Here is a 13067-nt window from a genome sequence, read left to right as displayed (position 1 = left end):
CGGCAAATCTTCAAACAATTTGGCCGTGGGCGATTTTTAGGCGCCAAGTCTTGAACGTAACAAGTCTTGGGCGCAATGGGACTGATATGAGCGGCGTTAACGAGATCAGGTCGGCATTTCTGAATTACTTCGCGGCGAATGGTCACGACATCGTGTCGTCGTCGCCGCTGGTGCCGCGCAACGACCCCACGCTGATGTTCACCAATGCCGGCATGGTGCAGTTCAAGAACGTTTTTACCGGCGTCGAGAAGCGGCCTTATCAGCGCGCGACGACGTCGCAGAAATGCGTCCGCGCCGGCGGCAAGCATAACGATCTCGACAATGTCGGCTATACCGCGCGCCATCACACCTTCTTCGAGATGCTCGGCAACTTCTCGTTTGGCGACTATTTCAAGGAACGTGCGATCGAGCTGGCCTGGAACCTGATCACCAAGGAATACGGTCTGGCGAAAGATCGCCTGCTGGTCACCGTCTATTCCGAGGACGATGAAGCTTTCGCTCTGTGGAAGAAGATTGGCCTGCCGGATTCCAAGATCATCCGCATCCCGACCTCGGACAATTTCTGGCAGATGGGCGATACCGGCCCGTGCGGCCCGTGTTCGGAAATCTTCTTCGACCATGGCGACAAGATTCCAGGTGGCCCTCCCGGCTCGCCCGATGAAGACGGCGACCGCTTCATCGAGATCTGGAATTTGGTGTTCATGCAGTTCGACCAGCTTGCGCCGGGCAACCGCATCTCGCTGCCGAAGCCGTCAATCGACACTGGCATGGGCCTCGAGCGCATCGCTGCGGTGCTGCAGGGTAAGCACGACAATTACGACATCGACCTATTCGTCGCACTGATCCGCGCCATCGCCGATCTCACCGGGGCCGATCCGCAGGGCCCGATGAAGGCCTCGCTGCGCGTCATCGCCGACCATCTGCGCGCCTCGTCATTCCTGATTGCCGATGGCGTGCTGCCGTCGAATGAAGGCCGCGGCTATGTGCTGCGCCGGATCATGCGCCGCGCCATGCGTCACGGCCAGTTGCTCGGCGCCAAGGAGCCGCTGATGTGGCGCCTGGTGTGGGCGCTGGTGCGCGAGATGGGCCAGGCCTATCCGGAGCTGGTGCGCGCCGAGAGCCTGATCGAGGAAACGCTGCGGCTCGAAGAGACGCGCTTCCGCAAGACGCTGGATCGTGGTCTCGGCATTCTCGACGACAAGAGCGCGTCGCTGAAGAAGGGCGACATGTTCGACGGCGAGACCGCCTTCACGCTGTACGACACCTACGGTTTCCCGCTCGATCTGACCCAGGATGCGCTGCGCAACCGCGGCATCTCGGTCGATATCGCATCCTTCACCGATGCGATGGAGAAGCAGAAACAGAAGGCCCGCGCGTCGCGCTTTTCCTCCGGCGAGACCGCGACCGAAGCGATCTGGTTCGAGTTGCGTGAAAAACTCGGTGCGACGGAATTCCTGGGATACGAGACCGAGTCTGCGGAAGGTGCGGTTACGGCACTGGTGAAGGACGGCAAGGAAGTCGATAGCCTCAAGACCGGCGATACCGGTGCGATCGTTCTCAACCAGACGCCGTTCTATGCGGAGTCCGGCGGTCAGGTCGGTGATCTCGGCATCATGACAGGCGAGGGCGTAACCTTCCGCGTCACCGAAACCCAGAAACGTGCCGGCGATCTGTTCGTGCATATCGGTACGGTCGAGCAGGGCACGCTGAAAATTGGCGCAGCGCTCGCGCTGGAAGTTGACCACGCCCGTCGCTCATCGATCCGCGCCAATCACTCGGCGACGCATCTGCTGCATGAAGCGCTGCGTCAGGTGCTCGGTGATCACATCGCGCAGCGCGGCTCGCTCGTGGCGCCGGACCGGCTGCGTTTCGATTTCGTGCATCAGAAGCCGATCACGGCCGACGAGCTCCGCCGCGTTGAGGACATCGCCAACAATGTTGTGCTGGAAAACGACGCCGTCACCACGCGCCTGATGGCGGTGGACGATGCGCGCGAGGCGGGCGCACGCGCACTGTTCGGTGAGAAATACGGCGACGAAGTTCGCGTTGTCTCCATGGGCAAGATGCCGCGCGATAGCGGCAGCAATGCGCTCGGCTGGTCGGTCGAACTTTGCGGCGGCACCCATGTCCGGCGCACTGGCGACATCGGCATGATCTCGGTCACCGGCGAAAGCGCAGTGTCTTCCGGCGTGCGCCGCATCGAGGCGCTGACCGGTAATCATGCGCGTCATCACGCCAACGAGACGATGCAGCTCGCCAAGACCGCTGCGAACGAGCTCCGCACAACGCTCGACGACATGCCAGCGCGCATCGCTGCGCTGATGGACGAGCGCAAGAAGCTGGAGCGTGAGCTGTCCGAGGCGAAGAAGACCATCGCCATGGGCGGCGGTGCTGCCGCTGCCGCATCGGCCGCCGGTGGCGCGTCCGCAGACGTCAAGACTGTCGGCGACGTCAAGCTTATGGCCAAGAGTGTGTCGGGCATCGAGATGAAGGATCTCAAGAGCCTCGCCGATGCCGGCAAGAAGCAGCTCGGCTCCGGCGTGGTCGCGATCATCAATGTCGGTGAAGACGGCAAGGCCGGCGTCGTGGTCGGCGTCACCGAGGATCTGACCAAGCGCTTCAGCGCTGTCGATCTGGTGAAGCTCGCCTCTGAAGCCTTGGGCGGCAAAGGCGGCGGTGGGCGGGCGGACATGGCGCAGGCCGGCGGTCCGGACGGCGCCAAGGCCGATGCGGCGCTGGCGGCGATCGAAGCGGCGATCGGCAACTAATCTCGTCATTCCGGTGTCGTGAACGCCGCCAGGCGGGCGCGAACCCGGAATCCCGTAGTGTTTTACTATGTCGAGATTCCCCGCCATTCCAACTGGAATGGCTGAGGTTCACGCTCTCAGCTTCGCTGAGATCGCACCCCGGAATGGCAGTGTGGGTCACACAACCCCATCTCGCGATGACGTGACCGCTCGCGCCTGCGACCATGAGTAGCCCTGGTTAAGGGTGGCATCCCACGCGCCCATGCGGCAAAAAGCGGCATGGAGCATAACACCCCGCTGATTTCCACCGTCGTCGTTGGCCTCGTACTGGCATTCATCCTCGGCCTGATCGCACAGCGCATTCGCGTGTCGCCGCTGGTCGGCTATCTGCTCGCCGGCGTCTTCATGGGCCCATTTACGCCCGGCTATGTGGCGGACCAGAATATCGCCAATGAACTCGCGGAGATCGGCATTATCTTGCTGATGTTTGGCGTCGGCCTGCATTTCTCGCTGAAGGATCTACTCTCGGTCAAGAATATCGCGATCCCCGGCGCCATCGTGCAAATCGCCGTGGCGACGCTGCTTGGCATCGGCCTTGGCGAGGCACTCGGCTGGTCGTTCGGCGGCGGCCTTGTGTTCGGCCTCGCGCTGTCGGTGGCTTCGACGGTGGTGCTGCTCCGCGCGTTGCAGGAACGACGGCTGGTGGACAGCGAGCGCGGCCGCATCGCCATCGGCTGGCTGATTGTCGAGGACCTCGCGATGGTGCTGACGCTGGTGCTGCTTCCGGCGATCGCTGGCCTGCTTAAAGGCGAGGGCAATGGTGCCAGCATGTCGTCGCTGGCTATGCCGGTGCTGATCACGCTCGGCAAGGTCGCGGGCTTCGTCATCTTCATGCTGGTGGTCGGCCGCCGCGTCATCCCGATGCTGCTGCACTATGTGGCGCATACCGGCTCGCGCGAACTGTTTCGCCTTGCGGTGTTCGCCATCTCGCTCGGGGTCGCCTTCGGCGCAGCCCTCGTCTTCGACGTGTCATTCGCGCTCGGTGCGTTCTTTGCGGGCATGATCCTCAGCGAATCCGAACTCAGCCAGCGCGCTGCCAACGAGACGCTGCCGCTGCGCGACGCGTTTGCGGTGCTGTTCTTCGTCTCGGTCGGCATGCTGGTCGATCCGGCGATCATCCTGCGCGAGCCGCTGCCGCTGCTCGCCACAGTGTTCATCATCCTGTTTGGCAAGTCGGCGGCTGCCTTCGGCATCGTCCGGCTGTTCGGCTATCCGACCTCGACGGCGCTGACGATCTCCGCCTCGCTGGCGCAGATCGGCGAATTCTCCTTCATTCTCGTCAGCCTTGGCGTGGGCCTCGGCCTGCTGCCCGATCGCGGCCGCGATCTCGTGCTCGCCGGCGCGATTATCTCGATCATGCTCAACCCGCTGTTCTTCGCATTGCTCGATCGCCTACTGGCCGATAAGGACGCGAAAGCGGCGGCAGCGAGTGAAGCGGCCGCTGCGGACAGCAAGGAGAAAGCGGTCACGCGCGTCCCGTTGCCGGAGACGCAACTCAAGGATCACGTCGTGCTGGTCGGCCATGGTCGTGTCGGCAGCGTAGTCAGCAGGGCGCTGCGCTTGAACAACACGCCGCTGCTGGTGATCGAGGACACGCCGGGCGTCGTCGAGCGTCTGCAGAAGGAAGGTGTTGAGGTCGTCACCGGCAATGCCGCGGCGCCGGACATGTTGCAGGCTGCAAATGTGATGGGCGCCAGGGGATTGCTGGTGGCGATTCCCGACGCTTTCGAAGGCGGTCAGATCGTCGCCAAGGCGCGTGCGCTCAACCCCACGCTTCCGATCATCGCCCGCGCGCATTCCGAAGAAGAGATCGCGCATCTCAAGCATCACGGCGCCAATGTCGTGATCATGGGCGAGCAGGAAATCGCCAAGGCGATGCTGCTGCAGATCGGCACGACGGCGGCCGTTTAGTCGCGCCGTTGCGATCAGGTCATCACACCGACCGCGTCATGCCGCCATCGACGCGAATGTTCTGGCCGGTGATATAGCCAGCGCCATCCGATGCGAGGAATGCGACCGTGGCTGCGATCTCGTCGCTCTTGCCATAGCGTTGCATCGGGACGCTCTGGCGCCGCTCTTCGGTGGCGGGCAGGCTGTCGATCCAGCCGGGCAGCACATTGTTCATCCGTACATTGTCGGCGGCAAAACTATCCGCGAACAATTTTGTGTAAGAGGCGAGACCGGCGCGGAACACGGCGGAAGTCGGAAACATCGCTGAGGGCTCGAATGCCCATGCGGTGGAGATATTGATGATCGCACCGGATTTCTGCTTCTGCATGATCGGCGTCACCAGTCGCGTTGGCCGGATCACGTTCATAAGATAGACATCCATGCCGGTGTGCCACTGCTCGTCGGTGATATCGAGCAGCGGCGCACGCGGGCCATGACCGGCGCTGTTTACCAGTGCGTCGATCCGGCCCCATTTCTCCAGCGTGCCATCCACCAGTCGCTTCAGATCGTCGCTCGACTGGTTGGAGCCGGTGACGCCAATGCCGCCGAGCTCTTGCGCGAGCGCTTCGCCTTTGCCGGACGACGACAGGATCGCAACCTTGAACCCGTCGGCGGCAAGGCGGCGCGCCGATGCGGCGCCCATGCCGCTTCCACCGGCCGTGATGATGGCGACTTTGCTAGATGACATGAGGCGGTCTCCCTGAATGTTTTTCTGGTCTTCTCTGCTCTAGCGGCAAATCGTTCGGCGTAGAAACGCAAACCTCGCGCCTGGCTCTGTGCCTGCTCGGTATTCTCTACCGCGCCGGAGTGTCCACCGGCGAAATGTCCTTAGCCCTTGCGCAGGAACACGTAGTCGGCCGAATAGGGCTCGCTCTGTAAAGTGCCGGCGCCGCTGCAGGTGCCGCCGAGCGTGCCGCCAACGGTGTTGATGCGCTGTACCGTGGTCACGCCGCTCAACATGCCGCTGCCGCGATGCGAGGCGGCTTCGAGGCGGAGCCACGGAATGTCCTTGGCAGTGGTGCCTGGTGCGTTGCCGGTCACCTTACCGACCACCGCGCTGCCATCGCTGTATTCCCAGTTCGGTCCGACATAGTGCCGCCCCACGGTCTTGCCATCGGCCATCAGCGTGGCGATCGGCTCGCGGAACGTCCATGTCAGCTTTCCTGAAGCGTCGGCCTTGCACTCATAGACCTGCGCGCCTTCAGCATGCAGCTTGGCGATCTGCGTCTCGCCGGGGGCTGCAATCGCATCCGGCACCTGCGCCAAAGCAGAGAATTCGCCCGCGACACTGAGCGAGAGTGTCACAATCGTGGTCAGGATCTGGCGTTTGAAAACATGGGGCGTATTGCAGGTCATGTGAACCCTCTCTTGCTCGGGTTGGTAGTTGCTCTGTCGTTCGTTTTACGCAGCTCCAATCGTCCGCCGTAGAAACGCAAATCCCAGAGCCTGGCTCTGTGCCTGCTTGGTATTGTCCACGGCGCCGGAGTGTCCGCCCGCTACCGTCTCGTTGAACCAGACGGGATAGCCGAGCTCTTCGAGCTTCGCTGCCATCTTGCGGGCATGGCCGGGATGGACGCGGTCGTCGGTGCGGTTGGTAGTGATGAAGATCGGCGGATAGGTCTTGCCGGGCGCGATCAGGTGATAGGGCGAGTATTTCTGCAGATAGACCCACTCGTCGGGAATTTCCGGATCACCATATTCGGCGATCCAGCTCGCGCCGGCGAGCTGCTTGGTATAGCGCGCCATATCGAGCAGCGGCACGCTGCACCAGACCGCGCCGAACAGTTCCGGATAGCGCGTCAGCATGTTGCCGACCAGCAGGCCACCATTGCTGCCGCCGTGGCACGCAAGCTTTTGCGCCGTCGTGATGCCAGACGCTGCGAGATCGCGCGCCACCGCAGCGAAGTCGTCATGCGCCACATGCTTGGTGATCTTGCGCGAAGCCAGATGCCACGCCGGGCCGAACTCACCACCACCGCGGATATTGGCGATGGCGTAGAGATGACCTTGTTCGAGCCATAGCTTGCCGGCGATGCCCATATAGGCGGGCGTCAGCGATATCTCGAAGCCGCCATAGCCATAGAGAATCGTCGGCCGGGGCGGGGCGCCGGCCGAGAGATTCTTGCCGATCAGGAAGTAGGGGATCCTGGTGCCGTCCGCCGCCACCGCATGGAGCTGCTGCACCTCGATGCCCTCGGGATCGAAATTGGGCGGCGAGCTCTTCAGCGGCTCGGGTGCGCCGTGGCCTGTCCACAGTGCCGTCGTTGTCGGCCGGTCGAAGCCCGTGACGGTGAAGAGCATGTCGGTGCCGAGATCGGGATCGTCCTCGCCGCCGAAATTCTGCGCCGAGATCGTGGCGTTATCGGGCAATCCCGGAAGTGCCGTCTCGCGCCAGCCGGCCTCGCTTCGCTGCAGCAATGCGAGACGGCCGCGGACATTGTCGAGGATTTCCAGCACGATGCCGTGCCGGGTCTCCGACCATGACTGCAATGCGCGGGTCGGCGATGGCGTGAACACGATCTCGAAATCGCGTGCGCCAGACAGGAAGCGATCGAGGTCGATGACGGCGAGTGCGCCGGTCGGGATCGTCTGGTCGCCGACGGTCCAGTCCTGTTTCGGGCTGATCAGGAGATCGTCCGCTTCTGCCGAGACCGAGACTTCTTCCGGCAGTTCGAGGCGCAGACGCTGCGCGGCATGTGGGCCATGCTTGCGCTCGACGAAGATATGCGAGCGCGTGAAATCCAGCGCACGCCAGTACATCACGCCTTCGTGGCTTGGCCGGCGATTGACGCCGAACCAGGCGGCGACGTCCTGCTTTTCGACCTCGAAGACGGTTTCAGCGGCAGCTAACGGCGTGCCGCGAGTCCATTTGCGTACGGTGCGGGTATAGCCGGCCTCGGTGCTATCCTCGGGCGTCTGCGCGCTGCCGAGCAGCAGCGTGTCCTGATCGACCCAGCTCACCTGCGTCTTGGCTTTCGGGATGATGAAGCCGTCGGCAACGAAGCTCTTGCTGGGAATATCGAACTCACGCACTTCGATGGCGTCAGTGCCGTTGAACGACAGGCTGATCAACGCGCGAGTCTTGTCCGGCGAACGCGCAGCACCTGCGAAGGCCCAGGAGATGCCTTCCGCTTGGTTCAGTGCATCGATGTCGAGCAGCACGTCCCATTCAGGCGTATCGGTCTTATAGCTCTCCAGCACCGTGCGGCGCCAAAGCCCGCGCGGATGAGCGGCGTCTTTCCAGAAATTATAGAGATAGTCGCCAGACTTTCCGACGAAGGGAATGCGATCGTCGGCGTCGAGGATCTTCATGACTGCGTCGAAGTCGCGCTTGTAGCTATCGCCGCAGAGGAAGCCGTCGGTCCGCGCATTCTGTGCCTCGACCCAGGCCACGGCTTTCTCGCCCTCGATTTCTTCGAGCCAGACATATGGATCATTGCTGCCGTCGGCGGGATTTGGCGCAGTCATGGGTCAGTCACCTCGAAAACGGAACGTCTCAAAAAGAAAGTCCGGGGTGCCTGAGGCAACCCGGACTTTCGGATGGTGCAGTCAGGAGAGGGCGGAAATCAGGCCGCCAGTTCCTTGGTCAGGTTTTCCGCGACCTTGTCGAGGAAGCCCGTGGTCGAGAGCCAGCGCTGATCGGCGCCGACCAGCAGCGCCAGATCCTTGGTCATGTAGCCGGCTTCGACGGTGTCGACGCAGACCTTTTCGAGGGTCTTGGCGAACTTCGCCAGCTCGGCATTGTTGTCGAGCTTGGCGCGGTGGGCGAGGCCCTGGGTCCAGGCGAAGATCGACGCGATCGAGTTGGTCGAGGTTTCCTTGCCCTTCTGGTGCTCGCGGTAGTGACGGGTCACGGTGCCGTGGGCAGCTTCGGCTTCTACCACCGAACCGTCCGGCGTCAGCAGCACCGAGGTCATCAGGCCGAGCGAACCGTAGCCCTGGGCCACGGTGTCGGACTGCACGTCGCCGTCGTAGTTCTTACAGGCCCAGACGTAACCGCCGGACCACTTCATGGCGGCAGCCACCATGTCGTCGATCAGGCGATGCTCATAGGTGATCTTCGCGGCTTCGAACTTGGTCTTGAATTCGGCGTCGAAGATTTCCTGGAAGATGTCCTTGAAGCGACCGTCATAGACCTTGAGGATGGTGTTCTTGGTCGACAGATAGACCGGAACGCCGCGCGACAGGCCGTAGTTCAGCGATGCGCGCGCGAAGTCGCGGATCGAGTCGTCGAGGTTGTACATGCTCATGGCGACGCCGGCGCCCGGAGCCTGGAACACTTCGCGCTCGATCACGGTGCCGTCTTCACCGACGAACTTCATCGTCAGCGTGCCCTTGCCCGGGAACTTGATGTCGGTGGCGCGGTACTGATCGCCGAAAGCGTGACGGCCGATGATGATCGGCTTGGTCCAGCCGGGGACCAGGCGCGGCACGTTGTTGCAGATGATCGGTTCGCGGAAGATCACGCCGCCGAGGATGTTGCGGATGGTGCCATTCGGCGACTTCCACATCTGCTTGAGGCCGAATTCCTTCACGCGCGCTTCATCGGGGGTGATGGTGGCGCACTTCACGCCGACGCCGTATTTCTTGATCGCGTGGGCGGCGTCGATGGTGACCTGATCGTCGGTCTTGTCGCGGTATTCCATCCCGAGGTCGAAATACATCAGGTTGACGTCAAGGAAGGGGTTGATCAGCTTGTCCTTGATGTACTGCCAGATGATCCGGGTCATCTCGTCGCCGTCGAGTTCGACGACGGGGTTGGCTACCTTGATTTTTGCCATGGTGGTTCGGGCCTTTAGCGCGTTGCGGGAGGGATGATTTGTAGGGGGGCTATAGCACCGCGCAGGACCCGGCGAAAGCCGGGGCGTCATGCAGTTTCGGCGCAATTTTCAGCCCAAAACGCAGGCTGTTTTTGCTCAAAATGCAGCCTGCGCCGCGATGCCCGCCGCCACGTACCAGCTCACCGGCAGGCTGCCGTGCCGCGCCGTCGCGCCGCGTCGCGCCGGTACAGGCCGCCGGTGGTCACCAGGAAATCGATCCGCCCGTCGAGCAGCGCCCGCAGCGCTTCGTCCGGGCTGTTGACGATGGGCTCCTCGTGGACATTGAAGCTGGTATTGACCAGCACCGGCAATCCGCTGGCCTCTGCAAACCCCTCGACAATGTCATAATAGAGCGGATTGTCCGGGCGCGCGATCACCTGCGGCCGCGCCGATCCATCGACATGGACCACGGCGGGGATGCGGTCCCGCCATTCCGGCCTCACGTCGCAGGCGATGGTCATGTAGCGGCAGGCGCGCGCATTGACCGGATTGACGTCGAACACCTCCGCGGCACGCTCAGTGGTGATCACCGGGGCGAACGGCATGAATTCGGAACGGCTCAGCCGTTCGTTCAAGAGGTCGTGGGTGCCGCGCCGCGCCGGATTGGCGAGGATGGTCCGGGCGCCGAGGGCGCGGGGGCCGTATTCCATCCGGCCATTGAAGATCGCGCCGATCTCGCCCGCCACCAGCCGCGTCACCGCGCCATCGACCGGCGCCTCGTCGACGCGGCTGATCCCCGGGGTGGCCGCGATGCCGGCGTCGAGCCCGGCCTGAAAATCGCGGCCGAGATAGACAGTCCCAAGATCGCGGCGGCGGCCCAGCCATGGCGCCAGGCCGTCGCGCTCTAACAGGAAAGACAGCGCACCGCCGATCGGCAGGCCGTCGTCGCCCATCGCCGGGAAAATGAACAATTCATCGATCGGCAATCGCTCCGCGAGCAGCCGGTTGAGCTTGACGTTGGCGAACACGCCGCCGGACAGGCCGAGATGTCGCGCCGGATGCCGCTGCAAAAGGCGCTGCAGCGACAGCAGCATGGTGTCTTCCAGCACCTTCTGGATCGACGCCGCAAAATCCTCCCGGCCGGCCTGTTTGGCCAGCCGGCGCATCAACGCGTTCATCTGGTGATAGCTGCGAAAGCTGGACTGGATACGTCCGTCCGGGGCGACCGAAAAATACCCGGCGATCGTCTCGGCCGCTGTCGGTTTGCCCATGGCCGCGAGCCCGGTCAGTTTGCCCTCGTGCCGGTTGGGCCGAAATCCGAGCGACTTGGTCGCCGCGCTGTAGGCGCGGCCGAGGCTGTCGACGGGATTTGGCAGGAACAGACAGGTGTCGTCGCCATAGAGCGTCGTCAGGCGGCGGTCGGCGAAGTGCCGGTAGCTGTAATTGACATTGTCGCCGCCGCCATCGGCCGTCACCAGCAGGGCATCCGGCCACGGGCTGTAGAACAAAGTGGGCAGCGCGTGCGCTTCGTGGTGGTTGTAAAAATGGATCGCGGCATCGTCGCGGAAACCGCCGTCGCGCCGCCACGCCGCGGCATCGAAGACGTCCTCCGCCCGCGGCGCGCGGTAGCGATGCTGCTCGGCGCCGAGCAGCAGGCGGTCCTTGCCGACCCGGCTGCGATACTGCTCGCGCAGCCAGCGGAGGCCGCCGAGGCGGGGGAAGTAGGCCTTGGGAAACATCGCGCGGCTGGTGGCGACGACGTCGACGTCGCGCCGTGTGGCGCCGGCGATCGACAGCACCTCGTCGATGGCCGCATCGGGGTGGACGCTGCCGTCGCTTTTGCGCCGGGTCAGTCGCTCCAGCGCGATGGCAGCCTTCAGATCGTAATCTTCGAAAATGGCGACGGCGGCGTCATGGACGCCGGAGTGAACGCTGAGGATAAGCTGAGGCATGAAGGCTGCAAGGTCATTCCCGGGGGTCGCACATTACCCGCCCCCTGTTACGACCGGCAATTCACGAACGCTTGGCCGGGAACCCGCCTTCATCCGGATTGTCAGGCCGCGTCTGGCATCCGCGGGCAATTCGTCGTAGGGCTGCATCGCAGATAGCCCCGGAGAGCGGGTTATTCGCATCCAGATGCCCGGCTAAGTCCCTTGTATCGCTCAACAATGTAGCGATCGGCAGGGAGCCCGGATGAGGTGTTGAATCAAAACCTTCACGGGTTGATTCAAGACCTTCAGAGATTGAATCAGAAAGTGAAGTGCGATGTCCGGTTCAGGCACCGACTCTACCAAGGCGCATACCGACCTCGTCGGCCCCGTTGTCATCCTTGTCGAACCGCAGCTCGGCGAGAACATCGGCATGTGCGCGCGGGCCATGGGCAATTTCGGCCTGACCCGGCTGCGCATCGTCAATCCGCGGGATGGCTGGCCGAACGTCCATGCCCGCCGTGCTGCCTCCGGCGCTGATCACATCCTCGACAAGGTCGAGCTGTTCGACACCGTCGAGCAGGCCGTCGCCGACTGCACCTTGCTGTTCGCCACCACGGCCCGCGCTCACGATCAGGCCAAGCCGGTGGTCGCCCCCGAGGCCGCCGCCGCCGAGACCATCACCCATGTCGCCGGAGGTGCCACCGCCGGCATCCTGTTCGGCCGCGAGCGCTACGGGCTCCAGAACGAGGAGGTCGCACTGGCCAACCGGATCATCACCTTCCCGGTCAACCCGGCCTTCGCCTCGCTCAACCTCGCCCAGGCGGTTCTCCTCTGCGGCTATGAATGGTTCAAGCAGGCGACGGCGAACGCGCTGCCCTATGCGATGCCGGAGCGATCCGAGCCGGCCTCCCAGCACCAGATGAGCGCCTTCTTCGACAACCTTGTCGGCGAGCTCGACAAGGTCGAATTCCTCCGCCCGCCGGAAAAGCGCGACACCATGCTGGTCAACCTGCGCAACATCTTCACCCGGATGGAGCCGACCAAGCAGGACATGCACACGCTGCACGGCGTGGTCATGGCCATCGCCGAGGGCCGCAAGGGCCCGGCCAAGGGCGGCGTGCTCGACGGCGAACAGGCGACCCGGCTGCGGGCGCTGCTGGCCGAACACGGGCAGGGTGCCCAGGCGCATGAGAGCGGCACGGTCCGCGGCCTGGCGCGTATGCTCCGCCGCAACCCGACCGATGCCGAGCGGCTGCTGTGGGACCAGCTGCGCGCCGACCGCCGCTTCGCCGGCCAGTTCAAGCGCCAGACCCCGGTCGGCCGCCACATCCCGGATTTCGTCTCCTTCCCGGAGCGGATCGCCATCGAGCTGGTCAATTCCGGCGAGACCGAGGTGATTGTCAGCGACCGCGCCGCCCGGCAGACCTGGCTGCAGGAGCGCGGCTATCGCGTGATCGCGATGCGGGCGGACGATGTTATCAGCGACATCGCGGCGGAGCTGGATCGGCTGGAGGCGTTGCTGGCCAGCGGGATGCCGGGGCAGGGCAATAATTAGAACTGTCATTCCGGGGCGCTCGCCACTTGGCGAGCGAACCCGGAATCTCTGAGTGGCTTGGCTC

General features: G+C 63.6%; 8 protein-coding genes. 3 read left to right on the top strand and 5 right to left on the bottom strand.

What is annotated here, in order from left to right:
• Positions 1–86: 86 nt before the first annotated feature.
• Positions 87–2768 carry an alanine--tRNA ligase gene (alaS, locus tag AB8B20_RS09500; protein WP_439072384.1) on the top strand — a complete coding sequence of 894 codons (2682 nt, stop codon included), beginning with the start codon at positions 87–89 and terminating at the stop codon, positions 2766–2768.
• Positions 2769–3026: 258 nt separating this feature from the next.
• Complete coding sequence (gene ybaL / locus AB8B20_RS09495; protein WP_439072383.1) at positions 3027–4718, top strand: YbaL family putative K(+) efflux transporter; 1692 nt, start codon at positions 3027–3029, stop codon at positions 4716–4718.
• 22 nt (positions 4719–4740) lie between these two features.
• Here ybaL and AB8B20_RS09490 read toward each other — a convergent pair whose 3' ends face one another.
• The 5 genes from AB8B20_RS09490 to AB8B20_RS09470 form a co-directional block, all read right to left on the bottom strand.
• Positions 4741–5445: an SDR family oxidoreductase gene (locus tag AB8B20_RS09490; RefSeq protein ID WP_120292835.1), complete on the bottom strand. Its 705-nt coding sequence runs from the start codon at positions 5443–5445 to the stop codon at positions 4741–4743.
• A 140-nt stretch (positions 5446–5585) separates the two neighbouring features.
• Positions 5586–6113, bottom strand: a complete 528-nt coding sequence (locus tag AB8B20_RS09485) for a DUF3455 domain-containing protein (RefSeq protein ID WP_439072382.1) — start codon at positions 6111–6113, stop codon at positions 5586–5588.
• Between the two features lie 45 nt (positions 6114–6158).
• A complete protein-coding gene (locus AB8B20_RS09480) occupies positions 6159–8225 on the bottom strand; it encodes a prolyl oligopeptidase family serine peptidase (RefSeq protein ID WP_439072381.1) in 2067 nt (688 codons plus the stop codon).
• A gap of 98 nt (positions 8226–8323) precedes the next feature.
• A complete protein-coding gene (locus tag AB8B20_RS09475; protein WP_093756512.1) occupies positions 8324–9538 on the bottom strand; it encodes an NADP-dependent isocitrate dehydrogenase in 1215 nt (404 codons plus the stop codon).
• A 179-nt stretch (positions 9539–9717) separates the two neighbouring features.
• On the bottom strand, positions 9718–11469 hold the full coding sequence (locus AB8B20_RS09470; protein WP_439072380.1) for a carbamoyltransferase C-terminal domain-containing protein: 1752 nt from the start codon (positions 11467–11469) through the stop codon (positions 9718–9720).
• A 313-nt stretch (positions 11470–11782) separates the two neighbouring features.
• Here AB8B20_RS09470 and AB8B20_RS09465 point away from each other — a divergent pair, with 313 nt between their 5' ends.
• Positions 11783–13003 carry a TrmJ/YjtD family RNA methyltransferase gene (locus AB8B20_RS09465; protein ID WP_439072379.1) on the top strand — a complete coding sequence of 407 codons (1221 nt, stop codon included), beginning with the start codon at positions 11783–11785 and terminating at the stop codon, positions 13001–13003.
• The last annotated feature ends 64 nt before the right edge of the window (positions 13004–13067 follow it).

Source organism: Tardiphaga sp. 866_E4_N1_4, from assembly GCF_052076075.1.
GTDB lineage: Bacteria > Pseudomonadota > Alphaproteobacteria > Rhizobiales > Xanthobacteraceae > Tardiphaga > Tardiphaga robiniae.
The sequence above is the reverse complement of the archived record's forward strand: the minus strand, read 5'-3'. Positions and strand labels throughout refer to the sequence as shown.

Bases quoted from the DNA above. Each gene is read 5' to 3' on its own strand.
- alaS (WP_439072384.1), top strand. From the start codon at position 87: ATGAGCGGCGTTAACGAGATCAGGTCGGCATTTCTGAATTACTTCGCG.
- ybaL (WP_439072383.1), top strand. From the start codon at position 3,027: ATGGAGCATAACACCCCGCTGATTTCCACCGTCGTCGTTGGCCTCGTA.
- AB8B20_RS09490 (WP_120292835.1), bottom strand. From the start codon at position 5,445: ATGTCATCTAGCAAAGTCGCCATCATCACGGCCGGTGGAAGCGGCATG.
- AB8B20_RS09485 (WP_439072382.1), bottom strand. From the start codon at position 6,113: ATGACCTGCAATACGCCCCATGTTTTCAAACGCCAGATCCTGACCACG.
- AB8B20_RS09480 (WP_439072381.1), bottom strand. From the start codon at position 8,225: ATGACTGCGCCAAATCCCGCCGACGGCAGCAATGATCCATATGTCTGG.
- AB8B20_RS09475 (WP_093756512.1), bottom strand. From the start codon at position 9,538: ATGGCAAAAATCAAGGTAGCCAACCCCGTCGTCGAACTCGACGGCGAC.
- AB8B20_RS09470 (WP_439072380.1), bottom strand. From the start codon at position 11,469: ATGCCTCAGCTTATCCTCAGCGTTCACTCCGGCGTCCATGACGCCGCC.
- AB8B20_RS09465 (WP_439072379.1), top strand. From the start codon at position 11,783: ATGTCCGGTTCAGGCACCGACTCTACCAAGGCGCATACCGACCTCGTC.